The sequence below is a fragment of the Limnohabitans parvus II-B4 genome (assembly GCF_003063455.1).
In the GTDB taxonomy this organism is placed as follows: Bacteria; Pseudomonadota; Gammaproteobacteria; order Burkholderiales; family Burkholderiaceae_C; genus Limnohabitans_A; species Limnohabitans_A parvus.
Genome location: NZ_NESN01000003.1, coordinates 253,277 through 278,772, shown reverse-complemented (window position 1 = coordinate 278,772; position 25,496 = coordinate 253,277). Strand labels below are relative to the sequence as shown.

Annotated in this window: 23 protein-coding genes; 16 read left to right on the top strand and 7 right to left on the bottom strand. The window is 60.3% G+C overall.

From position 1 onward, the window contains the following. Nucleotides 1-1,191: a lytic murein transglycosylase gene (locus B9Z37_RS09770; RefSeq protein ID WP_108312829.1), complete on the bottom strand. Its 1,191-nt coding sequence runs from the start codon at nt 1,189-1,191 to the stop codon at nt 1-3. A gap of 119 nt (nt 1,192-1,310) precedes the next feature. After that, on the bottom strand, nt 1,311-2,516 hold the full coding sequence (locus B9Z37_RS09765; protein WP_108312828.1) for an FAD-dependent monooxygenase: 1,206 nt from the start codon (nt 2,514-2,516) through the stop codon (nt 1,311-1,313). A 54-nt stretch (nt 2,517-2,570) separates the two neighbouring features. Here B9Z37_RS09765 and trhP point away from each other — a divergent pair, with 54 nt between their 5' ends. Continuing rightward, nucleotides 2,571-3,938 (top strand): prephenate-dependent tRNA uridine(34) hydroxylase TrhP, encoded by a 1,368-nt coding sequence (gene trhP / locus B9Z37_RS09760; protein ID WP_108312827.1) that lies wholly within the window; start codon nt 2,571-2,573, stop codon nt 3,936-3,938. Between the two features lie 24 nt (nt 3,939-3,962). On the opposite strand, the gene B9Z37_RS09755 is transcribed toward trhP, so the two are convergent. The 5 genes from B9Z37_RS09755 to B9Z37_RS09735 all read right to left on the bottom strand — a co-directional run bounded on the left by B9Z37_RS09755 (nt 3,963) and on the right by B9Z37_RS09735 (nt 10,298). After that, nucleotides 3,963-4,958, bottom strand: a complete 996-nt coding sequence (locus B9Z37_RS09755; RefSeq protein WP_108312826.1) for an aldo/keto reductase — start codon at nt 4,956-4,958, stop codon at nt 3,963-3,965. 135 nt (nt 4,959-5,093) lie between these two features. Beyond that, nucleotides 5,094-7,685, bottom strand: coding sequence for a bifunctional aconitate hydratase 2/2-methylisocitrate dehydratase (acnB, locus tag B9Z37_RS09750; RefSeq protein WP_108312825.1), 2,592 nt, complete (start codon nt 7,683-7,685; stop codon nt 5,094-5,096). A 33-nt stretch (nt 7,686-7,718) separates the two neighbouring features. Continuing rightward, nucleotides 7,719-8,237: a hypothetical protein gene (locus tag B9Z37_RS09745; RefSeq protein WP_338066591.1), complete on the bottom strand. Its 519-nt coding sequence runs from the start codon at nt 8,235-8,237 to the stop codon at nt 7,719-7,721. A gap of 38 nt (nt 8,238-8,275) precedes the next feature. Further along, entirely contained in the window at nt 8,276-9,202 is a 927-nt protein-coding gene (locus B9Z37_RS09740; protein ID WP_338066592.1) for an HpcH/HpaI aldolase/citrate lyase family protein, read from the bottom strand. 109 nt (nt 9,203-9,311) lie between these two features. Beyond that, entirely contained in the window at nt 9,312-10,298 is a 987-nt protein-coding gene (locus tag B9Z37_RS09735) for a malate dehydrogenase (RefSeq protein WP_108312823.1), read from the bottom strand. A 241-nt stretch (nt 10,299-10,539) separates the two neighbouring features. Between B9Z37_RS09735 and B9Z37_RS09730 the strand changes: the two genes are divergently transcribed. From B9Z37_RS09730 to trpB, 15 genes are all read left to right on the top strand, one after another. Beyond that, a complete protein-coding gene (locus B9Z37_RS09730) occupies nt 10,540-11,325 on the top strand; it encodes a GntR family transcriptional regulator (protein WP_108312822.1) in 786 nt (261 codons plus the stop codon). 131 nt (nt 11,326-11,456) lie between these two features. Beyond that, complete coding sequence (gene sdhC, locus B9Z37_RS09725) at nt 11,457-11,888, top strand: succinate dehydrogenase, cytochrome b556 subunit (RefSeq protein ID WP_108312821.1); 432 nt, start codon at nt 11,457-11,459, stop codon at nt 11,886-11,888. 34 nt (nt 11,889-11,922) lie between these two features. Continuing rightward, nucleotides 11,923-12,291 (top strand): succinate dehydrogenase, hydrophobic membrane anchor protein, encoded by a 369-nt coding sequence (sdhD, locus tag B9Z37_RS09720; protein ID WP_108312820.1) that lies wholly within the window; start codon nt 11,923-11,925, stop codon nt 12,289-12,291. Between the two features lie 31 nt (nt 12,292-12,322). Beyond that, on the top strand, nt 12,323-14,128 hold the full coding sequence (sdhA, locus tag B9Z37_RS09715; RefSeq protein WP_108312819.1) for a succinate dehydrogenase flavoprotein subunit: 1,806 nt from the start codon (nt 12,323-12,325) through the stop codon (nt 14,126-14,128). 31 nt (nt 14,129-14,159) lie between these two features. Beyond that, nucleotides 14,160-14,864, top strand: a complete 705-nt coding sequence (locus B9Z37_RS09710) for a succinate dehydrogenase iron-sulfur subunit (protein ID WP_108312818.1) — start codon at nt 14,160-14,162, stop codon at nt 14,862-14,864. Further along, nucleotides 14,864-15,172, top strand: coding sequence for an FAD assembly factor SdhE (locus tag B9Z37_RS09705; RefSeq protein WP_108312817.1), 309 nt, complete (start codon nt 14,864-14,866; stop codon nt 15,170-15,172). Before B9Z37_RS09710 ends, B9Z37_RS09705 begins: the two co-directional genes overlap by 1 nt. A 40-nt stretch (nt 15,173-15,212) precedes the next feature. Next, nucleotides 15,213-16,511, top strand: a complete 1,299-nt coding sequence (gene gltA / locus B9Z37_RS09700; RefSeq protein ID WP_108312816.1) for a citrate synthase — start codon at nt 15,213-15,215, stop codon at nt 16,509-16,511. 119 nt (nt 16,512-16,630) lie between these two features. Then, nucleotides 16,631-18,052, top strand: coding sequence for a 3-isopropylmalate dehydratase large subunit (leuC, locus tag B9Z37_RS09695; protein WP_108312815.1), 1,422 nt, complete (start codon nt 16,631-16,633; stop codon nt 18,050-18,052). Nucleotides 18,053-18,072: 20 nt separating this feature from the next. Then, a complete protein-coding gene (gene leuD, locus B9Z37_RS09690; protein ID WP_108312814.1) occupies nt 18,073-18,726 on the top strand; it encodes a 3-isopropylmalate dehydratase small subunit in 654 nt (217 codons plus the stop codon). A gap of 26 nt (nt 18,727-18,752) precedes the next feature. After that, a complete protein-coding gene (gene leuB, locus B9Z37_RS09685; RefSeq protein WP_108312813.1) occupies nt 18,753-19,838 on the top strand; it encodes a 3-isopropylmalate dehydrogenase in 1,086 nt (361 codons plus the stop codon). Between the two features lie 250 nt (nt 19,839-20,088). Further along, nucleotides 20,089-21,219, top strand: coding sequence for an aspartate-semialdehyde dehydrogenase (gene asd / locus B9Z37_RS09680; RefSeq protein WP_108312812.1), 1,131 nt, complete (start codon nt 20,089-20,091; stop codon nt 21,217-21,219). Then, on the top strand, nt 21,219-22,712 hold the full coding sequence (locus B9Z37_RS09675; protein WP_108312811.1) for a type IV pilus assembly protein FimV: 1,494 nt from the start codon (nt 21,219-21,221) through the stop codon (nt 22,710-22,712). The genes asd and B9Z37_RS09675 overlap by 1 nt, the downstream gene beginning before the upstream one ends. Further along, a complete protein-coding gene (gene truA / locus B9Z37_RS09670) occupies nt 22,709-23,494 on the top strand; it encodes a tRNA pseudouridine(38-40) synthase TruA (protein WP_108312810.1) in 786 nt (261 codons plus the stop codon). The genes B9Z37_RS09675 and truA overlap by 4 nt, the downstream gene beginning before the upstream one ends. Then, nucleotides 23,491-24,168 carry a phosphoribosylanthranilate isomerase gene (locus B9Z37_RS09665; protein ID WP_108312809.1) on the top strand — a complete coding sequence of 226 codons (678 nt, stop codon included), beginning with the start codon at nt 23,491-23,493 and terminating at the stop codon, nt 24,166-24,168. Before truA ends, B9Z37_RS09665 begins: the two co-directional genes overlap by 4 nt. Before the next feature lie 35 nt (nt 24,169-24,203). Continuing rightward, nucleotides 24,204-25,487 carry a tryptophan synthase subunit beta gene (trpB, locus tag B9Z37_RS09660; RefSeq protein ID WP_108312808.1) on the top strand — a complete coding sequence of 428 codons (1,284 nt, stop codon included), beginning with the start codon at nt 24,204-24,206 and terminating at the stop codon, nt 25,485-25,487. Nucleotides 25,488-25,496 lie beyond the last annotated feature (9 nt).

Genomic DNA, 25,496 nt, shown 5'->3' with positions numbered 1-25,496 from the left:
TCAGCCCCCGCGCAAAGCCTTGAGGATTTTTTGGCCACCACGGCCATTGGCCTCATGGCCCAGGCGCTGCTGTTCGGCGCGGATCGCCTGGCGCGAAGCGTCGCCCAGCATCCCGTCCACCGGACCAATGTCGTGGCCGCGCATGGTCAGCAAGCCCTGCAACTCACGCCGCTCTGCGCGTGACAAGCCCGCGTCATCGGTCGGCCAAGGTGTGACCAATGGGCCACCACCGCGCAAACGGTCACTCAAGTGGGCGATGGCCAGACCATAGCTTTCAGCTGCGTTGTAGCTGTAGAGCGCATCGAAGTTGCGCGTGACCAAAAACGCCGGGCCGTTGGCTCCTGCCAGCGTCAGCAAGCCCACGTTGCCCAAACTGGCGGGCAAGGCTGCGCCATCCACTCGGCGCACGCCCCGCGCTGCCCAGTCGGCCACCGGACGTTTGCTGCGGCGGCCTTCTCCGGCCAATGACAAGCCTGCAGGCAATTTGACCTCGATGCCCCAAGGCAAGCCGCGCTGCCAACCTGCACGGGCCAAAAAGTTGGCGGTCGATCCCAGCGCATCGACGCTGCTGTCCATCAAGTCAGCGCGGCCGTCACCATCAAAATCCACCGCCAAGCGCTCGAATGCGCTCGGCATGAACTGGGTGTGACCAAACGCCCCCGCCCACGAACCCACCAAACGCTCGGGTGCGATATGACCGGCCTGCAAAATGCGCAGCGCCGCAAAAAACTCACCTCGGAAATAACTTTGCCGCCGCCCATGGCATGACAGTGTGCCCAGCGCTTGCACCAGCGGGTATTTGCCAAATGTCTGCCCGAAAGTGCTCTCCACACCCCAAACCGCGACCACCGTGGCCGGGTCCACGCCAAAGCGCTCTTCGGCACGCTCCAGCGCCTGGCGGTGCTGAGCCAAACGCGCCGCGCCATCGGTCACACGCTCCTCGTCCACTAAGGCCGACATGTAGTCCCATATGGGGGTGCGAAATTCCGGCTGAAAGTTCAGTTTTTCAATGACGCTGAAGTCCGCCTGCAGCCCCGCCGTGTGGCGCGCCCAAGTGGCGTCGCTCACTTTGCCGCTGCGAGCAGCTGGGCGCAACTCGGCCATGCAGGCCGACAAATCGGTGCTTTGCGCGCCCGCAGGGGGCACAGCCAAGACCCAAGCCATGCACACAGCGGCCCAGCGCCCAGTCATGCCCAGCGGCTTCAGGCGCGCACCCCTACCAGCGGCCTGCCGTGGTGATGAAAGATGTTTGAACATGAGCCATTTCCATGAAGTGTTGAACCGGTGTCGCCGCGTGTGGGCCACACCAACTAAGCAGGCGAATGTACAGGGGATGGCCGACGATACAGCCAAGGCACATCCATCAGCCTCTCGCCCATCAGGCGCATCGACAGGTTGCGCCCCCAAGCCACAGGGCCAGTGGCATGAAAGATGCGCCCATTGCGGATCGCCCGGGCCTGCACGCGGGCATTGCGTGCCCAACGCTGCTCGGCGTAGGCTTGTAATTTCGCGGTCACGCTGCCCGCCTCTGCGCTCAGGCATTGCGCCAACGCCTGTGCGTCTTCGATCGCCATGCCCGCACCTTGCGCAAGGTAAGGCCGCATCGGGTGCGCGGCATCCCCCAACAGGGCCACGCGGCCTTGCGCCATCTGGCTTGCCGCGTTCACGGGCGCGCGGTCGTGTAAAGCCCATTGCCGCCAAGCAGGCACCGTGGCCAGCCGCTCATGCAGGTCTATGCCCACCGAACCCATGGCCTGAATCAAGGCCTGGGTGTGAGCAGCGCCGTCCCAAACGTCGGCCTGCGCAGGTTGTTCACCCTGCACGATGGCCACCAAATTCAGCCACTGCCCACTGCGCACCGGGTAATGCACCACATGCAGGCGCGGCCCCATCCAGACGGTGACCTCATCCGAGCGCAAATGCACAGGCAAATCGGCCTGCGCCACCAGCGCCCGGTAGGCCACGTGACCGCTAAAACGAGCGGGGGCATCGCCCAGCAACTGTTGGCGCACGGCGCTCCAGACGCCATCGGCCCCCACCAAAGCATCGGCTTGCAGGCTGAGGCCATCGGTGGTGTTGACCTGCAAGCCCTCTGCGGTCTCTCGCCAGCCTTGCACCGCCTGGCCCAAGCGCACCTGCACGCCTGCGGCCAATGCGGCGGCGTGCAGCAAGGCCTGCAAATCAGCTCGGTGGATCGTGGCATAAGGCGCACCATAAAGCGCTTGCGCCCGTTCACCCAAACGCAAGCTGCCCAGCACCTGGCCCGTCTGTGCATCGCGCGCTTGCAATCGCCCGGGGAAGGCCGCCACCTGAGCCAGCGCCTCGCCCAAGCCCCAGGCCTGCAAGATGCGCGTCACATTCGGGCCCACTTGAATGCCTGCACCCACCTCGCTCAGTTGCGCGGCACGCTCAAGCAGCTGGACCGGCACACCCTGTCGGGCGCAGGCCAAAGCCGCCGCCAAGCCGCCAATGCCGCCACCGCTCACCACTACCTGTTCCAGCTGTTTTCTTGTCATGCGTCAATTGTGCCCCGGCCGAGATGCGTCCAAAAAATTGGACAATTGGAGGCTATGACGACGATCAAATCTCCTGAACTTTTATTGCCTGCCGGGTCCTTGGACAAAATGCGCGCCGCCTACGACTTTGGTGCCGACGCGATTTATGCAGGCCAGCCGCGCTACAGCCTGCGGGCACGCAACAACGAATTCAAGCTGGAGCAAATCGGCATCGGCATTGCCGAAGCCCACGCCCGGGGTAAAAAGTTTTTTGTGACCAGCAACCTGCTGCCGCACAACGACAAAGTGCGCACCTACCTGCGCGACATCGAGCCCGTGATCGCCATGAAGCCCGATGCGCTCATCATGGCCGACCCGGGGTTGATCATGATGGTGCGCGAAAAATGGCCAGAGATGCCCATCCACCTGTCGGTGCAAGCCAACACTGTGAACTGGGCGGCAGTGAAGTTCTGGCAAAAAATGGGCGTGGCCCGCATCATCTTGAGCCGCGAGCTGAGCCTGGACGAAGTCGAAAAAATCCGCCAGGAATGCCCCGACATGGAGCTGGAAGTCTTTGTGCACGGCGCGCTGTGCATCGCTTATTCGGGCCGCTGTTTGCTGTCGGGCTACTTCAACCGACGCGACCCCAACCAAGGCACTTGCACCAACGCCTGCCGCTGGAGCTACGGCACACAAGAGGCCACCGACGAAACCGATTCGGGCGAGGTCAAACCTACCCGTATGGACGGCGACTTCAGCTTCGAGCAAGAGCAAGAAGCCGCCGAGAAAAACTTCTCGGCTTGCGGCGACGGCCAACGCCACCCTGCTGCCGACAAGGTGTACCTGATTGAAGAGGCCGGTCGCCCCGGTCAGCTCATGCCCATCATGGAAGACGAGCACGGCACCTACATCATGAACAGCAAGGACTTGCGCGCGGTGGAGTTGATCGAGCGCTTGGTCAAGATCGGTGTGGACTCGCTCAAGATCGAAGGCCGCACCAAGAGCCTGTATTACGTGAGCCGCACCGCGCAGGTGTACCGCCGCGCCATCGACGACGCGGTGGCCGGTCGCCCCTTCAACCCCGAACTGATCACCGAACTCGATGGCTTGGCCTCACGCGGCTACACCTCGGGCTTTTTGGAGCGCCGCCCCGCGCAGGATTATCAAAACTACGAAACCGGCCACTCGGTGGGCCACCGCAGCCAGTTTGTGGGCGAGGTGCGCTCGGTCGGCGACGGCTGGGCCTTGGTCGAGACCAAGAACAAATTTTCAGTGGGCGACACGATCGAGATCATCCACCCCAGCGGCAACCGCAAAGTGCCGCTGACGCAGATGAAGAGCGAAAAAGGCGAAGCCATCAGCGTCGCACCGGGCAGCCCGCTCAAGGTCTGGATTCCGATGGACGGCCCTGCCGAAGGCGCTTTGATTGCGCGGATGTTCTGAAGACACAGCCCCCCGCTGCCAAATTCAGCGGCCGTTCAATGGGTAGGCAGGGTCGTTGTAACCGGGCGTCGATGGGTGCCCTGGCGACACCAAACCATTGACCACGGCTTCGTCTTCTTGCGTGATGACCACGTCCAACGCCGCCGCGTAGTCTTGCCACTGCGCCAGTGTGCGCGGGCCTGCAATGACCGCGCTGACATGGCGGTTGGCCAGCACCCAGGCGGTGGCAAAGTGCGCCAGCGACACCCCTTTGCGCTCACAGTGCTGCTGCAGCGTTTGGGCGATTTGCAAGGACTCTTCGCGGAACTCGGTTTCCATGATGCGCTTGTCGGCCCGCGCAGCGCGACTGCCTTCGGCAGGTGCTTGTCCGGGTGCGTATTTACCCGTCAGCACACCACGGGCTATAGGGCTGTAAGGCACCACACCCATCCCGTAATGCCCGCAAGCTTCCAGCACTTCGACCTCGGGCATGCGGTTGAGCAAGTTGTAATAAGGTTGGCACACCACGGGGCCAGGCATGTTCATTTGTCGGGCCATGTTGACCATCTCGGCAATGCGCCAGCCCCTGAAGTTGGAGACACCCCAGTAACGGATCTTGCCCTCGCGCAGCAAGGTCTCTATGGCGCGCAAAGGCTCTTCCAGATCCATGCCGTTGTAGTCACGGTGCAGGTAATAAATGTCCAGATGGTCGGTGCCCAAACGGCGCAAACTGCCCTCGCAAGCCCGCATGACCCAGCTGCGCGAATAAGCCGACTCGTTGGGCAAAGACGACATGGCATTGCCCACCTTGCTGGCCAAGACCCAGCGATGGCGTTGTCCCTTGAGCACTTGGCCCACGATCTCTTCGGATTTGCCCGACGTGTAAACGTCGGCGGTGTCGATGAAATTGCAGCCTTTCTCTTGTGCATCGCCCACAATGGAAAGCGCATCCTCAAGCGATGTCTGGTCACCGAACATCATGGTGCCTAAACACAGCCGGGAAACTTTCAAGGGGCTTTTGCCCATGGAACTCAATTGCATGGAGGCCTTCACATCAATGATCGAAGCACAGAGGCTAACGCCAAGTCACGCCTCAAGCTGTCACCTGTGTGGAGATCACAAAAAAGCCCCCGGGCTTTTCAGCGCGGGGGCTTGTGACAGACAAATCAACGTCTATCAGGCTGTCACGCCTTTGGCAGTTTCAACGTACTCATCGATCTGGTTGAAGTTCAAGTACTTGTAGATGGCTGCGCCGTCGCTGTTGACCACACCCATTGCAGCGTGGTACTCGGCTACTGTAGGGAACTTGCCCATCTTCGATGTGATGGCGGCCAACTCAGCAGAAGCCAAATACACGTTAGTGTTCTTACCCAAACGGTTGGGGAAGTTACGTGTAGATGTAGACACCACAGTTGCGCCTTCACGCACTTGCGCCTGGTTACCCATGCACAACGAGCAGCCTGGCATTTCAGTGCGTGCGCCGGCTGTGCCGAATGCAGCGTAGTGACCTTCTTTGATCAGCTCGCTCTCGTCCATCTTGGTTGGAGGTGCAACCCACAACTTGACAGGAATGTCGCGTTGGCCGCCGAGCAACTTGGCAGCTGCACGGAAGTGACCGATGTTGGTCATGCAAGAACCGATGAAGGCTTCGTCGATGTGAGTGCCAGAGACTTCAGACAAGAACTTGGCATCATCTGGGTCGTTCGGGCAGCACACGATGGGCTCTTTGATGTCGGTCAAATCGATTTCGATGATGTGTGCGTACTCAGCATCTTTGTCGGCTTCGAGCAGCTCAGGCGCAGCCAACCAGGCTTCCACTTTTTCGATGCGGCGTGCCAAAGTGCGTGCGTCAGCGTAACCGTCAGCGATCATGTTCTTCATCAGAACCACGTTGGACTTGAGGTACTCAGCCACTGGCTCTTTGTTGAGCTTGATTGAGCAACCGGCAGCAGAACGCTCAGCAGACGCGTCAGACAATTCAAACGCTTGTTCCACTTTGAGGTTTGGCAAGCCTTCGATTTCCAAGATGCGACCAGAGAATTCGTTGATCTTGCCGGCCTTGGCCACAGTCAACAAACCTTGCTTGATCGCGTACAAAGGAATGGCGTGCACCAAGTCGCGCAATGTCACGCCTGGTTGCATTTCGCCTTTGAAGCGAACCAAGATGGACTCAGGCATGTCCAAAGGCATCACGCCTGTGGCAGCACCGAACGCCACCAAGCCAGAACCAGCGGGGAAGCTGATACCGATAGGGAAACGAGTGTGAGAGTCGCCACCAGTACCGACGGTGTCAGGCAACAACAAACGGTTCAACCAAGAGTGAATCACACCATCGCCTGGACGCAAAGCCACGCCGCCACGGTTGCTGATGAAAGCAGGCAGTTCGCGGTGGGTTTTGACGTCCACGGGCTTGGGGTAAGCGGCAGTGTGGCAGAACGATTGCATGACCATGTCGGCCGAGAAGCCCAGGCAGGCCAGGTCTTTCAGCTCGTCGCGGGTCATCGGGCCGGTGGTGTCTTGCGAGCCGACGGTGGTCATTTTGGGTTCGCAGTAAGTGCCGGGGCGAACGCCTTGGCCTTCTGGCAAACCAACCGCACGACCGACCATCTTTTGCGCCAAGGTGAAACCAGCTTTCGTGGCGACAGGCGCAGTAGGCAAGCGGAACACGGTGGATGCTGGCAGACCCAAGAACTCACGAGCCTTGGCGGTCAAGCTGCGGCCAATGATCAGGTTGATACGGCCACCGGCACGCACTTCGTCAAACAGCACATCGCTCTTGAGTTGGAAGGTCGTCACGGTTTCGCCGTTGCGCACGATCTTGCCGTCATAGGGCAAGACATCGATCACGTCGCCCATTTCGAGTTGGGTCACGTCGACTTCGATCGGCAAGGAGCCGGAGTCTTCCTGGGTGTTGAAGAAGATGGGGGCAATCTTGCCGCCCAAAGTCACTCCGCCAAAGCGCTTGTTGGGCACAAACGGGATGTCCTGGCCGGTGGCCCAGATCACGCTGTTGGTGGCCGACTTGCGGCTGGAACCGGTACCGACCACGTCACCGACGTAGGCCACCAGGTTGCCTTTTTTCTTCAGGTCTTCGATGAATTGCATCGGGCCGCGCTTGCCGTCTTCTTCGGGCTTGAACGCTGCGCCTTCGCGGGTGTTCTTGAGCATGGCCAGGTAGTGCAGCGGGATGTCCGGACGGCTCCACGCGTCAGGCGCTGGCGACAGGTCGTCGGTGTTGGTTTCGCCGGGCACCTTGAACACGGTGACGGTGATTTTTTTCTCGACTTCAGGACGGGTGGTGAACCACTCGGCGTCGGCCCAGCTTTGCATGACTTCTTTAGCCTTGGCGTTGCCGGCCTTGGCTTTTTCTGCGACGTCGTTGAAGAAGTCAAACATCAGCAGGGTTTTCTTGAGGGCTTCTGCGGCCACACCAGCGACTTCAGCGTCGTCGAGCAACTCGATCAGGGGGTGCACGTTGTAGCCGCCCACCATGGTGCCCAGCAGCTCGGTGGCTTTGGCTTTGGAGATCAGGCCGACCTTGACTTCACCGTGGGCCACAGCGGCCAGGAAAGAGGCTTTGACTTTGGCCGCATCGTCCACGCCGGGTGGCACGCGGTGGGTCAGCAAGTCCATCAGGAAGGCATCTTCGCCTGCAGGCGGGTTCTTGATCAGTTCAATCAAGTCGGCAACTTGCTTGGCGTCCAAGGGCAGCGCGGGGATGCCAAGAGCAGCGCGTTCGGCTGCGTGTTCACGGTAGGCTTTCAACATGGTTTTTTCTCCGGTCAGTCAAAGTTTCAAGTGTTATCGCCCTGTGCCCGACGTATCGATCAGGCTGGGCGGGGGATTGGTTTTCATGTTCTCGGCAAAGGCCACTTGTTCGGCATTGGCACATTCATCTGCCAGGCGACGGCCTTTGTTTTGGTCCATCAACATGGATTTGTTGGCCAGCTGCAGCCAGACAGCACCCGCTTTGCGGTCTTCCAGGCGGATTGCACCGGTGGTCGTGGCCACGGGGTGCATGCGGTAGCGAAAGCCTTTGCCATGCAAATAGAAATAACCGGGTTGCGCAGCATCGGCCTCCAGACGCACCGTGGCGCCCAGTTCGCAAGGCAATTGGCCTTTGTGCACGCGATCGGCAATGGCCAACTCATCAGGCCCCATGGGGGTCTCTGGTTCGGCCTTGGGAGCCACCTGGGTTTTGCTTGTACCTGGCTTGGATTTGGCTTGTGCAGGCTTGGCTTGCGCCGACTTGGACGTGCTTGCCGGAACTTGCGACCAAGCAGGCAAGGCCAAAAAGGCAAGCAACAGGATGGCGGTCATTTTTTGCATTTCAGTTCCCCCCGCATGAATGGACTTCATCATGAGACAAGATCGGCTTTTTTGCCGTAGCCTGTGAAAAACAACTGGATTTCCGAAGGCACACGGCGCCCCGTGTGGTGCGCTCGTTCGAGCAACTGCCAGAAAAAGCGGTAACTGGCGCGGTCGTGCAACTGACCTGCATGGCTGATGGGCGCCCATTGCGCGTTTTGCGCCGCCAAAATGATGTCGCTGGCCTGATCGATTTGCGCTTCGCTGGGGGCCATGGCCTCCAGAATCGGGCGGATCTGGTCGGGGTGGATGCTCCACATGCGGGTGTAACCCAGCTCGCGGGCGGCTTTTTGGGCCGCCATGCGCATCGCTTCGGTGTTCTTGAATTCGGTCACAACGCAGTGCGATGGCACTTTGCCGTGGGCGTGGCAGGCGCTGGCGATCTCGATCTTGGCGCGCAACACCAGCGGGTGGGTGAATTGGCCCTGGATACCCATGCCATCGGCCGGAATCGCCCCCCCATGGGCCGAGACAAAGTCCATCAGGCCAAAGCTGATCGACTGCACACGGGGATGGGCTGCGATGTCAAAAGCACGATGCACGGCGGCGGGCGACTCGATCAGCACATGCAAAGGCAGATCAGGGGCACCGGCGGCCAGCAAGGCAGCTTGGGCGAGCGCGACATCGGCCACGGTTTCGACTTTGGGCACCATGATGTGCGTCAAAACCCGGCCAGCACGGCCTGCGACGTGGGCCATGTCGGCTTCAAAACTGGGGTGGTCCACAGGGTGGACGCGCACCGCGATGCGGGCGTCAGGTGTGGCTGCGGTGGTGGTCAGGGCCAGTTCGGTGACCAGTGCAGCGTGTTCGACTTCGCCACCGACGGGTGCGCCATCTTCGCAGTCCAAGGTGACATCAAAGACGCAGGTGCCGAACTCCTGCGTCATTTCGGCCTGCAGTTGCAGGCTTTTGCGCATCCGCGCTTCCACTCCGCTGTAATGGTCACAAACCGGCAGCTGCACGCTACCGGCTTGCGCCCCCAGCAAAATGTTGCGCGGATGACTCACTCTGTTTCTCTGCTGAGAATCAGATCAGGTGAGCAACGCCAGCTTGCTCGTCGGTCAGCTCTTTCAGGGTCTTGTCGATGCAAGACTGGCTGAACGCGTCGATGTCCAGACCTTCAACGACTTTGTATTCGCCGTTTTCGCAGGTGACGGGGAAACCGAACATGACATCTTTAGGAATGCCATACCAGCCTTGCGACGGGATACCCATGGTGACCCACTTGCCGTTGGTGCCCAAGGCCCAGTCGCGCATGTGGTCGATGGCGGCATTGGCAGCCGAGGCAGCCGAGGACAGGCCACGGGCTTCGATGATGGCTGCGCCGCGCTTGCCGACGGTGGGCAAGAACACGTTGGCGTTCCATTCCTGGTCGTTGATCATGGCCTTGACGGATTCGCCTTTGATGGTGGCGAAACGGTAGTCGGCGTACATGGTAGGCGAGTGGTTGCCCCAGACGCACAGTTTTTCGATGTCGGCCACGGCTTTGCCCGTCTTGGCAGCGATTTGCGAGGCAGCGCGGTTGTGGTCCAGACGCAGCATGGCGGTGAAGTTGCCGGGTTTCAAGTCAGGAGCGGCCTTCATGGCGATGTAAGCGTTGGTGTTGGCGGGGTTGCCAACGACCAGCACTTTCACGTCACGCGAAGCCACAGCGTTCAAAGCCTTGCCTTGAGCAGTGAAGATGGCGCCGTTGATGGCCAGCAATTCGGCACGTTCCATGCCTGGGCCACGTGGACGCGAACCGACCAGCAAGGCGTAGTCAGCGTCCTTGAAGGCAGTCATGGGGTCGCCATGGGCTTCCATGCCGACCAGCAATGGGAATGCGCAGTCTTCGAGTTCCATCATCACACCCTTGAGCGCTTTTTGTGGGCCTTCGACGGGCACTTCGAGCAATTGCAGGATGACGGGCTGGTCTTTGCCCAACATTTCGCCGGAAGCGATGCGGAACAACAATGCGTAACCAATTTGACCTGCTGCGCCGGTAACGGCAACGCGGACGGGCTTTTTGCTCATGGTGGATAACTCCAGAAGTGTTGAAAACAAGTGTCGCAGTCCCTGGCCGACAACTTTTGTCAGCAGGTCTGTCCGGCGCACCGGACCCGCGCATCAATCCCGACCAAAGTTGAGATGACCGCAAGCAAACAGCTTTGGAGTGTACCCGCGAAAACCCTGATTCGTCAATTTGTCTTATGTCTTATATAAGATATGATGGCGCACCTGACGTGCAACTGACCCGCACGCCGGATTCAACCCCATGAACAACACTTCCCCATTGGCCGACAGCAGCTTTTCTGCGGCAGACACCTCAGCGCCAACGCCTGCGTTCAGCCCGCTGTACCAGCAAATCAAGGGGTTGATCCTGCAAAACCTGCAGTCTGGCGAGTGGAAGCCTGGCGAGTCAATTCCCAGCGAAATGGAGTTGGCTGCCCGCTATCGGGTCAGCCAAGGCACCGTCCGCAAAGCCATCGACGAGCTGGCCGGCGACAACCTGCTGGTGCGTCGCCAAGGCAAAGGCACTTTTGTGGCCACCCACGCCGAACACCATGTTCAATACCGGTTTCTGAAATTGGTCCCGGACAACGGCAATCCCGACACCGAAGGCCCGGCTCAACGTGAAATTGTCGATTGCAAGCGACTGCGCGCCACGGCCGACATTGCCCGCGCCCTGGCCTTGAGGGCCGGCGATGCCGTTTTGCAAGTCCGGCGTGTGCTGTCTTTTGCAGGCGTCCCCACCATTTTGGAAGACCTGTGGCTGCCCGGTGGCCCCTTCAAAGGCCTGACCGCAGAGCGCCTGGCCGATTACCACGGCCCCATGTACGCCCTGTTTGAGACCGAATTTGGCGTGCGCATGGTCCGGGCCGATGAAAAAATCAGGGCCGTGCTGCCCGACGAAAGCCAAAGCCAATTGCTGCAGGTCGCAGCAGGCACCCCTTTATTGAGCGTAGAGCGCATTGCCTACACCTACAACGACACCCCCATGGAGCTGCGTCGCGGCTTTTACCGCACCGAAAGTCACCACTACCACAACGCCTTGAGTTGACCTGCGCGGGGCAATGGAAAAATCTCCCACCCCGAGCCATGTGCAATGCTCATGTCAGTTTGTTGCGTTGCAATAGAATCCACCGGTTTGTCATCCAAATTACGAACGCGTTACACCCAGAAAGTACCCACATGACCGAACTCGCTCGAAAGCGGCCTGAATTCCGCAACATCAACGCCCTGAAAGACCTCCCGTCTTACCGCCTCCCGGCGGCCGGCATTGTGTCCATCCTGCACCGCATCAGCGGTTTCCTGATGTTCGCGCTCCTGCCACTCATCATCTGGATGTTTGACAGCTCCATCACCTCCGAAATTTCTTTCGCGAAACTCTCGGCTGCTTTCAATGTGGGCCTCGGTTTTGTGCCGGGCTGGTTCATGAAACTGGTGGCCTTGGCTCTGATTTGGGCTTACCTGCACCACTTCATTGCCGGTTTGCGCCACCTGTATATGGACGTCTGCCACGCCGTGACCAAAGAATTCGGCAAGTCCTCGGCCATCGTCACATTGGTACTGAGCATCGGCCTCACCGCCGTGTTGGGTGCCAAGATGTTTGGCCTGTACTGATCAGCCCCACAAAACAACAAAAGGAAACTGACCTATGTCGTCCGTCAACTACGGCTCCAAACGCATCGTGACCGGTGCTGGCTACGGCTTTCGTGACTGGCTTGCCCAGCGCGTGACCGGCACACTGATGGCCCTCTTTACTGTGATCTTGCTGGCCCAGGTGATCTTCACCTCCGGCCCCATCGGTTACGAGGAATGGGCCGGTATCTTTGCATCCCAGTGGATGAAAGTCCTGACTTTCTCGGTCATCCTCTCCCTGCTGTACCACGTCTGGGTGGGCATGCGTGACATCTGGATGGACTACGTGAAGCCTCTGGCCGTGCGCCTGGTTTTGCACGTCTTTACCCTCGTCTGGCTGGTCGGCTGTGCCGGCTGGGCTGTTCAGGCCCTGTGGCGCCTGTGATTGCGTTGAACTCACACAAAGACAAATAACCATGAGCTATACCAAAGACCAAATCTCCAACCGCAAGTTCGACGTCGTGATCGTCGGTGCTGGCGGCTCCGGCATGCGTGCCTCGCTGCAACTGGCCCGTGCGGGCCTGAATGTGGCGGTGCTGTCCAAAGTGTTCCCCACCCGCTCGCACACCGTGGCAGCGCAGGGTGGCGTGTCCGCTTCGCTGGGCAACATGAGCGAAGACAAGTGGGAATACCACTTCTATGACACCGTGAAGGGCTCCGACTGGCTCGGCGACCAGGACGCCATCGAATTCATGTGCCGTGAAGCGCCCAAGGTCGTGTACGACTTGGAGCACATGGGCATGCCTTTCGACCGCAACCCTGACGGCACCATTTACCAGCGTCCGTTCGGTGGCCACACCGCCAACTTTGGCGAAAAGCCCGTGCAGCGCGCCTGCGCTGCTGCTGACCGCACCGGTCACGCCATGCTGCACACGCTGTACCAAGCTAACGTGGCTGCCCGCACCACGTTCTTCGTGGAATGGATGGCACTGGACCTGATCCGCAACGAAGCCGGTGACTGCGTGGGCGTGACCGCCCTCGAAATGGAAACCGGTGAGGTCTACACCCTGCAAGCCAAAACCGTGCTGCTGGCCACCGGTGGCGCAGGCCGCATTTACCAGTCGTCTACCAACGCCTTCATCAACACCGGTGACGGCCTGGGCATGGCTGCCCGCGCAGGCATCGCGCTGCAGGACATGGAGTTCTGGCAGTTCCACCCTACTGGCGTGGCCGGTGCAGGCGTGTTGCTGACCGAAGGCTGCCGTGGCGAAGGCGCGATCTTGCTCAACAGCAATGGCGAGCGCTTCATGGAGCGCTATGCGCCCACACTGAAAGACTTGGCACCCCGTGACTTCGTGTCGCGCTGCATGGGCCAGGAAATTCTGGAAGGTCGCGGCTGCGGTCCCAACAAGGACTACATCCACATGAAGCTGGACCACCTGGGTGCCGACACCATCCACAAGCGTCTGCCTTCGGTCTACGAAATCGGCGTCAACTTCGCCAACGTGGACGTGACCCGCGAGCCGATCCCGGTTGTGCCAACCATCCACTACCAGATGGGCGGTATCCCAACCAACATCAACGGCCAAGTGGTTCACACCGTCAACGGCGAAGACCGTCCGGTCACTGGCCTCTACGCTGTGGGCGAATGCTCTTGCGTGTCGGTGCACGGCGCCAACCGCTTGGGCACCAACTCGCTGCTGGACTTGCTGGTCTTCGGCAAAGCCGCTGGCGACCACATCATTGCCAACAACAAGCCCGGCACCGCTGTGCCTGATCTGCCGGCCAACGCCACAGACTTGACATTGGCTCGTCTGAACCGCCTCGAAAGCGCTCAAAGTGGCGAATACGCCCAAGACGTGGCCAACGACATGCGCGCCATCATGCAAGCCCACGCCGGCGTGTTCCGTAGCCAAGAAGTCATGGACGAAGGCGTCAAGAAGATCGCCGAACTGCGCGCTCGCGTGGCCAACATCGGCCTGCAAGACAACTCCAAAGTGTTCAACACCGCCCGCATCGAAGCGCTGGAAGTGGAGAACCTGATGGAGGCCGCACAAGCCACCATCGAAAGTGCTGCTGCCCGCAAGGAATGCCGTGGTGCTCACTTGGTGCGCGACTACGAACACGATGTGACCCACCCCACTTGCCCATTGGGCCGCAACGATGCCGAGTGGATGAAGCACACCCTGTGGCACAGCGAAAACAACAGCCTGAGCTACAAGCCCGTGCGCATGAAGCCCCTGACAGCCGAAACCGTGCCTCCCAAGCCACGCACTTTCTGAGCGGAACGCACGAACACAAGGAATCTGAAAAATGGCAAAACGTACCTTCAAGATCTACCGCTACGACCCGGACACCGACGCCAAGCCGTACATGCAATCCATCGACGTCGAGCTCGACGGCACCGAACGCATGTTGCTGGACGCGCTGGTCAAACTCAAGGCCGTGGACCCCACATTGTCTTTCCGTCGCTCTTGCCGCGAAGGCGTGTGTGGCTCTGACGCCATGAACATCAACGGCAAGAACGGCTTGGCCTGCTTGACCAACCTGAACACGCTCAAAGGCGACATCGTCTTGAAGCCTCTGCCAGGGCTGCCGGTTGTGCGCGATCTGATCGTGGACATGACCCAGTTCTTCAAGCAGTACCACTCGATCAAGCCTTACCTGATCAACGACACCCCACCTCCTCAGACCGAGCGCTTGCAATCGCCTGAAGAACGTGACGAGTTGAACGGTTTGTACGAGTGCATCTTGTGCGCCAGCTGCTCGACCAGCTGCCCTAGCTTCTGGTGGAACCCTGACAAGTTCGTGGGCCCAGCCGGTCTGTTGCAAGCCTACCGCTTCATCGCCGACAGCCGCGACCAGGCGACGTCTGAGCGTCTGGACAATCTGGAAGACCCCTACCGTCTGTTCCGCTGCCACACCATCATGAACTGCGTCGATGTTTGCCCCAAGGGTCTGAACCCCACCAAGGCGATCGGCAAGATCAAAGAGATGATGGTCCGCCGCGCTGTCTGATGACTGAAACAGCACTGCTCGAAGACGCGTCCTTGTTCGGCGCTGACCGCCACGCCCCCTTGAGCGAGCGGTCACTCAGCAAACTGCGCTGGCGCAGCCGCCGCGGTTTGCTCGAGAACGATTTGTTCATCGAACGCTTCTTCGCTCGGCATGACGCCAGCTTGACCGTGGGTCAAGCCCGGGGCATGTATGTGCTGATGGACCTGTCTGACAACGATCTCATGGACTTACTGTTGCGCCGCAAGGAACTGCAGCCCGAGATCAGCACCGAAGAGGTGCGCGAAGTCCTGGACATGTTGAGAGCGTGATCCAAACTGAATCACACCTGAATTTTTGAGGAAACCCGCCATGAAACTCGCCGATAACAAAGCCACCCTGTCGTTCTCCAACGGCAGCCCCAGCGTCGATATGCCCGTGTACTCGGGCAACATCGGCCCCGACGTGATCGACATCCGCAAACTGTACGCACAGACCGGCATGTTCACTTATGACCCCGGCTTCCTGTCCACGGCATCGTGCCAGTCGGCCATCACCTACATCGATGGCGACAAAGGCGAGTTGCTGTACCGCGGCTACCCCATCGAACAACTGGCCAACAAGGCCGACTACCTCGACACCTGCTACCTGCTCTTGAACGGCGAATTGCCCGTAGGCCAGCAAAGCAAGGACTTCCACAAGCTCGTGAACCAGCACACCATGGTCAACGAGCAAATGCAGTTTTTCCTGCGCGGCTTCCGCCGAGACGCTCACCCCATGGCCGTGTTGACTGGCTTAATCGGCGCCCTGTCGGCCTTCTACCACGACAGCACCGACATCAACAACCCTGAACATCGCCACATCGCTGCGATCCGCCTGATCGCCAAGATGCCTACGCTGGTGGCCATGGCTTACAAATACGGCGTGGGTCAGCCCTACATGTACCCCCGCAATGAACTGTCCTACGCGGGCAACTTCCTGCGCATGATGTTCGGCACCCCTTGCGAAGAGTACAAGGTCAACCCCGTGCTCGAGCGCGCCATGGACCGCATCTTCACACTGCACGCTGATCACGAGCAAAACGCTTCGACCTCCACCGTGCGCCTGTGCGGCTCGTCCGGCACCAACCCGTTCGCCGCCATCGCTGCGGGCGTAGCCTGCCTGTGGGGCCCTGCCCACGGCGGCGCGAACGAAGCCTGCCTGAACATGCTGGAAGACATCCAACGCATGGGCGGCATCTCCAAGGTTGGCGAGTTCATGGAGAAAGTCAAAGACAAGAACTCTGGCGTCAAGCTGATGGGCTTCGGTCACCGCGTCTACAAAAACTACGACCCCCGCGCCAAGTTGATGCAAGAAACTTGCGACGAAGTGCTCAAAGAACTGGGCCTGGAAAACGACCCCCTGTTCAAGCTGGCCAAGGCCCTGGAAAAGATCGCCCTGGAAGACGACTACTTCGTCAGCCGCAAGCTCTACCCCAACGTGGACTTCTACTCTGGCATCGTGCAACGCGCCATCGGCATTCCAGTGAACTTGTTCACCGGCGTTTTCGCTCTGGCCCGTACCGTCGGCTGGATCGCCCAACTGAACGAAATGATCAGCGACCCCGAGTACAAAATCGGCCGCCCACGTCAACTGTTCACCGGCTCCCCGCGCCGCGCCGTGATGCGTTGATAGGTTTTCAACCGAACCCGAAAGCCCGCCTTGTGCGGGCTTTTTTCATGGACACACCGAAGTGACAAACAGGACCTGCGAACCGCATAAAATGGCAGGCTGCACAGCAAGGAAGCACCATGGCACGCACGCTTTACGACAAGATCTGGGACGAACACGTCGTCCACACCGAAGAAGACGGCACCTCCGTCCTGTATATCGACCGCCATCTGGTGCACGAAGTCACCAGCCCCCAAGCCTTTGAAGGCCTGCGCCAAGCTGGCCGCAAGGTCTGGCGCGTCAGCTCCATCGTGGCCACCGCCGACCACAACACACCGACCACCGGCTGGGAGTTGGGCTACGACGGCATCACCGACCCGATCAGCAAAGAACAAATCACCACGCTGGACTCGAACATCAAGGAATACGGCGCCGCCGCCTTCTTCCCCTTCATGTCCAAGCGCCAAGGCATCGTCCACGTCATTGGCCCTGAAAACGGTGCCACCCTGCCCGGCATGACCGTGGTCTGCGGCGACTCGCACACCTCGACACACGGCGCATTTGGCGCACTGGCTCACGGGATCGGCACCTCCGAAGTCGAGCACGTCATGGCCACGCAAACCCTGTTGGCCAAAAAAGCCAAAAACATGCTGGTCAAGGTCGAAGGCACGCTGGCCAAAGGCCTCACGGGCAAAGACATTGTGCTGGCCATCATCGGCAAGATCGGCACCGCGGGCGGCACCGGCTACACCATCGAATTCGCAGGCTCGGCCATCCGCGCTTTGAGCATGGAAGGCCGCATGACGGTCTGCAACATGGCCATCGAAGGCGGCGCACGCGCGGGCTTGGTGGCGGTGGACGAGAAAACCATCGACTACGTCAAAGGCCGTTTGCTCTCGCCCACGGGTGTCGAGTGGGACCAAGCCGTGGCTTACTGGAAGACATTGCAGACTGACCCCGGTGCGCACTTTGACGCCGTGGTTGAACTCGACGCCAGCACCATCGTGCCTCAAGTCACCTGGGGTACCTCGCCCGAAATGGTGCTGGGCATTGACGGCCACACACCCGACCCTGACAAAGAAAAAGACGACGTCAAGCGCGACGCCATTGAGCGTGCACTGACTTACATGGGCTTGCAGCCCGGCAAAGCACTGTCCGACATCACCATCGACAAAGTTTTCATCGGCTCGTGCACCAACAGCCGCATCGAAGACATGCGCGAAGCCGCTGCTGTGGTCAAAAAACTGGGTCAAAAAGTGGCCAAGAATGTCAAACTGGCCATGGTCGTGCCCGGCTCCGGTTTGGTCAAAGCACAAGCAGAAGCTGAAGGCCTGCACGAAATCTTCAAGGCCGCAGGCTTTGAATGGCGCGAACCCGGCTGCTCCATGTGCCTGGCCATGAACGCCGACCGCCTGGAGCCCGGCGAACGCTGCGCGTCCACCAGCAACCGCAACTTCGAAGGCCGTCAGGGCGCGGGTGGCCGCACCCACTTGGTCAGCCCCGCCATGGCAGCTGCCGCGGCCGTGCACGGCCACTTCGTTGACGTTCGCAAATTCGCCTAAAGCGTACGAGGAATCACAGCATGCAGAAATTCACCCTCCTCAAAGGCCTGGTGGCCCCGATGGACCGCGCCAACGTGGACACCGACGCCATCATCCCCAAGCAATTCCTCAAGTCGATTCGCAAAACCGGCTTTGGCCCCAACCTGTTCGACGAATGGCGCTACCTGGACGTGGGCTTTCCCGGCCAGGACCCGGCCAGCCGCAAGCCCAACCCGGACTTCGTGCTGAACCAGCCTCGCTACCAGGGTGCCAGCGTTTTGCTGGCCCGCAAGAACTTTGGCTGCGGGTCATCGCGCGAACACGCGCCTTGGGCCATCGACCAATACGGCTTTCGCTGCGTGATCGCGCCCAGCTTTGCCGACATCTTCTTCAACAACTGCTTCAAAAACGGCCTGCTGCCCATCGTGCTGCCCGAAGCCGTGGTGGCCCAGCTGTTCGACGAAGTCGCTGCCTTCCCCGGCTACGAACTGACAGTGGACCTGGAACGCCAAGTGGTGGTGCGCCCCCAAGGCCAGGAAATCCCGTTTGAAGTGCAAGCCTTCCGTAAATATTGCCTGCTCAACGGCCTGGATGACATTGGCCTGACCCTGCGCCACGCTGACAAGATCAAGGCCTTTGAAGCCGAGCGCTTGGCCACCAAGCCTTGGCTGGCCCACACCGCCGTCAACGCCTGAGCTCCCCAATAAAAACTGGAACCCCCATGAAAATCGCAGTCCTCCCCGGTGATGGCATCGGCACCGAAATCGTCGCTGAAGCCGTCAAAGTCCTCAACGTTCTCGACCTGAAGTTCGAGATGGAAACCGCCCTGGTCGGCGGCGCCGCCTACGACGCCTATGGCCACCCCCTGCCCGAAGCCACGCTCAAGCTAGCGATGGACAGTGATGCCGTGCTGTTTGGCGCGGTCGGCGACTGGAAATACGACAAGCTCGACCGCCCTCTGCGCCCCGAGCAAGCGATTTTGGGCTTGCGCAAGAACATGGGCCTGTTCGCCAACTTCCGCCCCGCCATCTGTTACGAGCAGTTGGTCGGCGCATCGAGCCTCAAGCCCGAGCTGATCGCGGGTCTGGACATCCTGATCATCCGCGAGCTGACCGGTGACATCTACTTCGGCCAGCCGCGCGGCCGCCGCATCGCCACCGATGGCCACTTCCCCGGAGCGGAAGAAGCGTTTGACACCATGCGCTATTCCAAACCCGAGATCGAGCGCATCGCGCACGTCGCCTTCCAAGCCGCCCGCAAGCGCAAAGCCGCTGGCAAAGAAGGCCGAGTGACCAGCGTGGACAAAGCCAACGTGCTGGAAACCTTCCAGTTCTGGAAAGACGTGGTCACCGAAGTCGGCCAACAATACCCTGACATCGCCTTGGACCACATGTATGTGGACAACGCCGCCATGCAACTGGTCAAGGAACCCAAGCGCTTTGACGTGGTCGTCACAGGCAACATGTTTGGCGACATCCTGAGCGACGAAGCCTCTATGCTCACGGGCTCCATCGGCATGCTGCCTTCAGCCAGCCTGAACACGAAGAACCAAGGCCTGTACGAGCCCAGCCACGGCAGCGCCCCCGACATCGCGGGCAAAGGCATCGCCAACCCACTGGCCACCATCTTGTCCGCCGCCATGATGCTGCGCTTCAGCCTGAACCAGCCCGAAGCTGCCCAGCGCATCGAAGCGGCTGTGCAAAAAGTGCTGGCCCAGGGCCTGCGCACAGGCGACATTTGGAGCGAAGGCACCACCAAGGTGGGCACCGCGCAAATGGGTGATGCGGTGGTCAAAGCGCTGGGTTGAGTACCCCAAGGATGCTGTCAGGAAGCACTCAGGCAGCATCCATTACAATTTCGGCCATGTTCCACGCCCACCTGTTCTCCCTGAACCTGATCACTGCCGCTGCAGTGGCTGCTGGTGCGCGTGCAACTTCCACAAAAACCACGACCATTAAGGGCTGATCCGGCCTGGTTCGTCGTGCGCCCCTCCCGGCCAGACGAGCCGGGCAAACAGTCTGGTCTGACACTGTTTTAAAAACTGAAAGGGCGTTGAAATGAGCAAGTTAGTAGGTTTGGTCGGCTGGCGCGGCATGGTCGGCTCGGTTCTGATGGACCGCATGATTCAGGAAAAAGACTTTGACCTGATCGAGCCATTGTTCTTCTCCACATCGAACGCGGGCGGCAAAGCCCCCTCGATGGCCAAGAACGAAACCACGCTGCAAGACGCCTTCAACATCGAGCAGCTCAAGCGCTGCGAGATCATCATCACGGCCCAAGGCGGCGACTACACCTCCGAAGTCTTCCCCAAGCTACGCGCTGCCGGCTGGAACGGTCACTGGATCGACGCGGCTTCGACCCTGCGCATGGAAAAAGACGCCGTGATCATTCTCGATCCAGTCAACATGCCCGTGATCAAGAACGCCTTGGCACACGGCGGCAACAACTGGGTGGGCGGCAACTGCACCGTGTCATGCATGTTGATGGGCGTGGGCGCCCTCTACAAAGCCGGTCTGGTCGAGTGGATGAGCACCCAGACTTACCAAGCGGCCTCGGGCGGTGGTGCGCAGCACATGCGCGAACTGCTGACCCAATATGGCACCCTGAACGCCGAAGTCAAAGCCCTGCTGGACGACCCCAAGAGCGCGATTCTGGAAATCGACCGCATGGTCGTGGCCAAACAACGCGCCCTCACGGCAGCTGAGACCGCCAACTTTGGCGTGCCACTGGGCGGCTCCTTGATCCCTTGGATCGACAAGGACCTGGGCAACGGCATGTCCAAGGAAGAGTGGAAAGGCATGGCCGAAACCAACAAGATTCTGGGCATGGGCGAAGGGTTCAACTCCGCCGCCATTCCGGTCGATGGCTTCTGCGTGCGAGTGGGCGCCATGCGTTGCCACAGCCAAGCACTGACCTTCAAGCTCAAAAAAGACGTGCCCGTGGCCGACATCGAAGCCATGATCGCCGCCGACAACGAGTGGGTCAAAGTGGTACCCAACACCCGCGAAGCCACTGTGAAAGACCTGACCCCCGTGGCCGTGACCGGAACCATGACGATTCCCGTGGGTCGCGTGCGCAAACTGGCCATGGGCCCAGAGTATGTGGGTGCATTCACCATCGGTGACCAACTGCTGTGGGGCGCGGCCGAGCCGCTGCGCCGCATGCTGCGCATCTTGTTGGACGCTTGATGCCCGAACGCAGCATGCTTTTTGTACGTGACCATCCGCTGACCCAGGCCGCCACGAAAAACATGCTGCACACGACCCGCGCCCTGCACCAACCCCAAGCTCTGACCCGAGCTTGGGCCTTGGCGTGCCTGCTGGCCTGCGCCAGCTTGTCGGCCAAAGCGCTGACACTGGGACAGTTCTCAATCGAGTCGGGTCTGGGCGAACCGCTTCGAGCTGCCATTGAAATCACGCAATACAAGGTTGAAGACCTTCGCAAGCTCAAGGTCCAACTGGCAGAGCCTGCCAGTTTTGAGCAAGCGGGCATGGCCTTTCACCCGGCCCTTCAAGGCCTGCAAGCTCGGCTGGAGTTTCGCGGCGACGGCAAGCCCTACATCGCCTTGACCGGGCAAGCACCGGTCAACGAGCACTTTGTGGATGTGATCGTCGAGGCCCAATGGCCTTCTGGCCGATTGGCCATGAACTACACCGTGCTGGTCTCACCCGTGGGCGCATTGAAACCCCGATCAGACAAATCGCCAAGCGATGCGCCCGTCACCTCTGCGGTCATCACGCCCGTGGTTTCCACTCAAGCCCTAGCGGCTCCCGCGGTGGACAGTGCAGTGCGCAACGCCGAAGACGCCATCACGGTGCGTGCGGGCGACACCGCCACCAAGCTGGTTTTACGAAAAATCCCTGCAGGCGTGTCACTCGACCAAATGCTGCTGGCCATGGTGCGTGCCAACCCCGAAGCTTTCATTGAAGGCAATGTAAACCTGCTGCGTGAAGGCGCTCAAGTCCATCTGCCCGATGCGCAAGAGGCTGCACAAATATCCGCCGAAGAGGCGCGGCAAACGGTGATTGCACAAACCGCAGACTTCATGGCCTATGCCCGGCGTCTGGCGCAATCCACTTTGAAGGCCACAGACACGGCCAGCCGTGAAATGACGGGCAAAGTCGAGCCTGAAGTGCCAGCACCGCCCCCCGTCCAGGCAGCGCAAGACAAATTGACTCTGAGCAAGCGAGAGATCACTGCCGACAATGCTGAGGCCCGCTTGGCCGTAGAGCGTGAGATTCAAGATAAAACCGAGCAGCTTGGGGCGCTGAAAAAAAACCTAGAAAGCTTGAAGTCCTTGTCGGCCAGTCCCGCACCCGAGAAAACAAGCCCCGCTGAGCCCTCGCCCCTGAAACCCAGCGTGCCCACTGCGGCGGCTGAAGCGGCCTCCGCGCCTTTGCTGGACGCCATCAGCCGCAACCCCTCCGTCGGAGCCTGGGTCGTGGCGCTGCTGGCGGCCATGGCAGGCTTGGTGTGGTGGGTCAGACGCCGCCCCGCCCATCCCACGGATTTATTTGGCACGGACAAGTTGACGACTCAAGAGCCCCAGCTCACGCCATTCCCCTCGGGCTTGCCGCCTCAATTTGCGGGTCTGGACTTGAACCTGACACCGACACCCGACACCGCCCCCCAGACAGCACCCCCACAGGTGCCCCACAACGCACCGGGTTCAAGCCAGTGAGACTCGCGCTCGGCATCTGCTATTCGGGCACGGCTTACCAGGGTTGGCAAAGCCAAAGCACAGGCTTGACCATCCAGGACAAGCTCGAAAAAGCCCTGGCCAAGTTTGCCGATGTGCCTCGGGTCAGCACCTTGTGTGCTGGCCGCACCGATGCAGGCGTTCACGGCCTCATGCAGGTGGTGCACTTTGACACCGACATCGACCGCGACACGCACTCCTGGGTGCGCGGCACAAACCGGTATTTGCCGTCCGACATCGCGGTGCAATGGGCCCAAGTGGTGCCCGACAGCTTTCACTGCCGCGCCAGTGCCACCGGCAGGCGCTATGTCTATGTGCTGCTCGACTCCATTGTCCGCCCCAGCCTGGAAGCAGGCCGCGTGGGTTGGGTTTACCGACCGCTGAGCGAAGAAGCCATGCGCCAGGCCAGCTTGCATTTGTTGGGTGAACACGACTTTTCTTCATTCAGAGCCAGCAGCTGCCAGGCCTTGTCGCCCGTGAAGACGCTGCGTCACATCCAAATTTCCAAGCATGGTGCTTACTGGCGGTTTGAGTTTGAAGGCAACGCCTTTTTGCACCACATGATCCGCAACATCATGGGCTGCTTGGTCACCATTGGCCAAGGCAACCAGACGCCGGACTGGATGCGCGAGGTGCTGCACGCCAAAAGCCGCGATGCAGCCGCCCCCACGTTTTCGCCTGACGGCCTGTATTTTGCCGGGCCCATCTACAGTCCCGAATGGGGCCTGCCCGACACCACCCCCGCTTTTGATTGGTTGCCATGACGCCGCAACAACGCACCCGCATCAAGATGTGCGGCTTCACCCGCGAAGCCGACGTGCTGTCCGCCTGTGCTGCCGGGGCAGACGCCATTGGTTTTGTGCTCTACCCACCCAGCCCACGCAGCGTGAGCATTGAACGTGCGGCCGAACTGGCCCGCTGGCTGCCCGCGTTTGTGATGCCCGTGCTGCTGTTCGTCAACGACACGCCCGAGCGCATCCAGTCAGCCTGCTCGGCGGTGCCCGGCGCCTTGCTCCAATTTCACGGTGATGAAAGCCCCGAGTTTTGCGCAGCCATGAGCCTGGCCACAGGCCGTCCGCACCTGAAAGCAGCGCGAATCCCCCTGTCCGAGGTGGCCGACTTCGACTTGCTAGAATTTGCGCTCCTCCACCAGCAAGCCCAAGCCCTCTTGCTCGACGCCCATGTCGACGGATACGGCGGCGGCGGGAAAACATTCAATTGGTCACTGCTGCCACCAAACGTCAATGCTCACCTCGTTTTGTCTGGTGGACTCACACCTGCAAACGTGGGCGATGGCATTCGAGCTCTGCGCACGCACGGTCTGTCACTGGCCGTTGACGTGAGCTCCGGCATCGAGGCCGCCAAGGGCCTGAAAGATGCCAACAAAATCCAGCAATTCGTGGCGGCCGTGCGTGCCGCCGATGCTGACCTCCTTTGAATTTCTATCCGGGTTCAAACCCGGCACCATTTGCAATGTACGACTACCAACAACCCGATGCCAAGGGGCATTTCGGCATTTACGGCGGCAGTTTCGTCAGTGAAACCCTGACCCACGCCATCAACGAGCTCAAAGACGCCTACGCCAAGTACCAGCACGATCCTGAGTTCATCGCCGAATTCAAGTCCGAGCTGGCGCACTTTGTCGGCCGCCCTTCCCCTGTCTACCACGCGGCCCGCATGAGTCGCGAAATGGGTGGCGCGCAGATCTTTCTCAAGAGAGAAGACCTCAACCACACGGGTGCCCACAAGATCAACAACACGATCGGCCAGGCCATGCTCGCCAAACGCATGGGCAAAACCCGCATCATTGCCGAGACCGGTGCAGGCCAGCACGGCGTGGCCACCGCCACCATCTGCGCCCGCTACGGCTTGGAATGCGTGGTCTATATGGGCAGCGAAGACGTCAAACGCCAAAGCCCCAACGTTTACCGCATGAAGCTCTTGGGCGCGACCGTGATCCCGGTCGAGTCGGGCAGCAAGACACTGAAGGACGCACTCAACGAAGCCATGCGCGACTGGGTCGCCAATGTGGACAACACCTTCTACATCATCGGCACCGTGGCGGGCCCCCACCCCTACCCCATGATGGTGCGCGACTTCCAGAGCGTGATTGGCGAAGAGTGCCTGACGCAGATGCCTGAGATGTTCAAGAGCCTGCACATGGCAGAGCAGCAACCCGACGCGGTCATTGCCTGCGTGGGCGGCGGCAGCAACGCCATGGGCATCTTCTACCCCTACATCGCCCAAGAAAACACCCGGCTGATCGGCGTGGAAGCTGCGGGCGAAGGCATGGATTCGGGCAAACACTCGTGCTCGCTGCAGCTGGGCAGTCCCGGCGTGCTTCACGGCAACCGCACCTACATCCTGCAAGACGACAACGGCCAGATCACCGAAACCCACAGCGTGAGCGCGGGCCTGGACTACCCTGGCGTTGGCCCCGAACACGCATTCCTCAAGGACATCGGCCGCGCCGAGTACGTGGGCATCACCGACAAGGAAGCGCTCGAAGCCTTCCACTACCTGTGCCGCACAGAGGGCATCATCCCCGCCCTCGAGTCAAGCCACGCCGTGGCCTACGCCATGAAGCTGGCCAAAACCCTGCGCGCTGACCAGTCCATTCTGGTCAACCTGTCGGGCCGTGGCGACAAAGACATCGGCACTGTGGCCGACCTGTCGAGCGCTGACTTTTATTGCCGCCCCAGCTGCCAAGGCCAATCGGTCAAAGGTGGCGAGCAGGCTGTGAACTTTGTGAAGTGAGGGCTGGAA

Coding starts and splice junctions, on each gene's coding strand:
- B9Z37_RS09770 (WP_108312829.1), bottom strand. CDS start 1,191: ATGACTGGGCGCTGGGCCGCTGTGTGCATGGCTTGGGTCTTGGCTGTG.
- B9Z37_RS09765 (WP_108312828.1), bottom strand. CDS start 2,516: ATGACAAGAAAACAGCTGGAACAGGTAGTGGTGAGCGGTGGCGGCATT.
- trhP (WP_108312827.1), top strand. CDS start 2,571: ATGACGACGATCAAATCTCCTGAACTTTTATTGCCTGCCGGGTCCTTG.
- B9Z37_RS09755 (WP_108312826.1), bottom strand. CDS start 4,958: ATGCAATTGAGTTCCATGGGCAAAAGCCCCTTGAAAGTTTCCCGGCTG.
- acnB (WP_108312825.1), bottom strand. CDS start 7,685: ATGTTGAAAGCCTACCGTGAACACGCAGCCGAACGCGCTGCTCTTGGC.
- B9Z37_RS09745 (WP_338066591.1), bottom strand. CDS start 8,237: ATGACCGCCATCCTGTTGCTTGCCTTTTTGGCCTTGCCTGCTTGGTCG.
- B9Z37_RS09740 (WP_338066592.1), bottom strand. CDS start 9,202: ATGCGCAAAAGCCTGCAACTGCAGGCCGAAATGACGCAGGAGTTCGGC.
- B9Z37_RS09735 (WP_108312823.1), bottom strand. CDS start 10,298: ATGAGCAAAAAGCCCGTCCGCGTTGCCGTTACCGGCGCAGCAGGTCAA.
- B9Z37_RS09730 (WP_108312822.1), top strand. CDS start 10,540: ATGAACAACACTTCCCCATTGGCCGACAGCAGCTTTTCTGCGGCAGAC.
- sdhC (WP_108312821.1), top strand. CDS start 11,457: ATGACCGAACTCGCTCGAAAGCGGCCTGAATTCCGCAACATCAACGCC.
- sdhD (WP_108312820.1), top strand. CDS start 11,923: ATGTCGTCCGTCAACTACGGCTCCAAACGCATCGTGACCGGTGCTGGC.
- sdhA (WP_108312819.1), top strand. CDS start 12,323: ATGAGCTATACCAAAGACCAAATCTCCAACCGCAAGTTCGACGTCGTG.
- B9Z37_RS09710 (WP_108312818.1), top strand. CDS start 14,160: ATGGCAAAACGTACCTTCAAGATCTACCGCTACGACCCGGACACCGAC.
- B9Z37_RS09705 (WP_108312817.1), top strand. CDS start 14,864: ATGACTGAAACAGCACTGCTCGAAGACGCGTCCTTGTTCGGCGCTGAC.
- gltA (WP_108312816.1), top strand. CDS start 15,213: ATGAAACTCGCCGATAACAAAGCCACCCTGTCGTTCTCCAACGGCAGC.
- leuC (WP_108312815.1), top strand. CDS start 16,631: ATGGCACGCACGCTTTACGACAAGATCTGGGACGAACACGTCGTCCAC.
- leuD (WP_108312814.1), top strand. CDS start 18,073: ATGCAGAAATTCACCCTCCTCAAAGGCCTGGTGGCCCCGATGGACCGC.
- leuB (WP_108312813.1), top strand. CDS start 18,753: ATGAAAATCGCAGTCCTCCCCGGTGATGGCATCGGCACCGAAATCGTC.
- asd (WP_108312812.1), top strand. CDS start 20,089: ATGAGCAAGTTAGTAGGTTTGGTCGGCTGGCGCGGCATGGTCGGCTCG.
- B9Z37_RS09675 (WP_108312811.1), top strand. CDS start 21,219: ATGCCCGAACGCAGCATGCTTTTTGTACGTGACCATCCGCTGACCCAG.
- B9Z37_RS09665 (WP_108312809.1), top strand. CDS start 23,491: ATGACGCCGCAACAACGCACCCGCATCAAGATGTGCGGCTTCACCCGC.
- trpB (WP_108312808.1), top strand. CDS start 24,204: ATGTACGACTACCAACAACCCGATGCCAAGGGGCATTTCGGCATTTAC.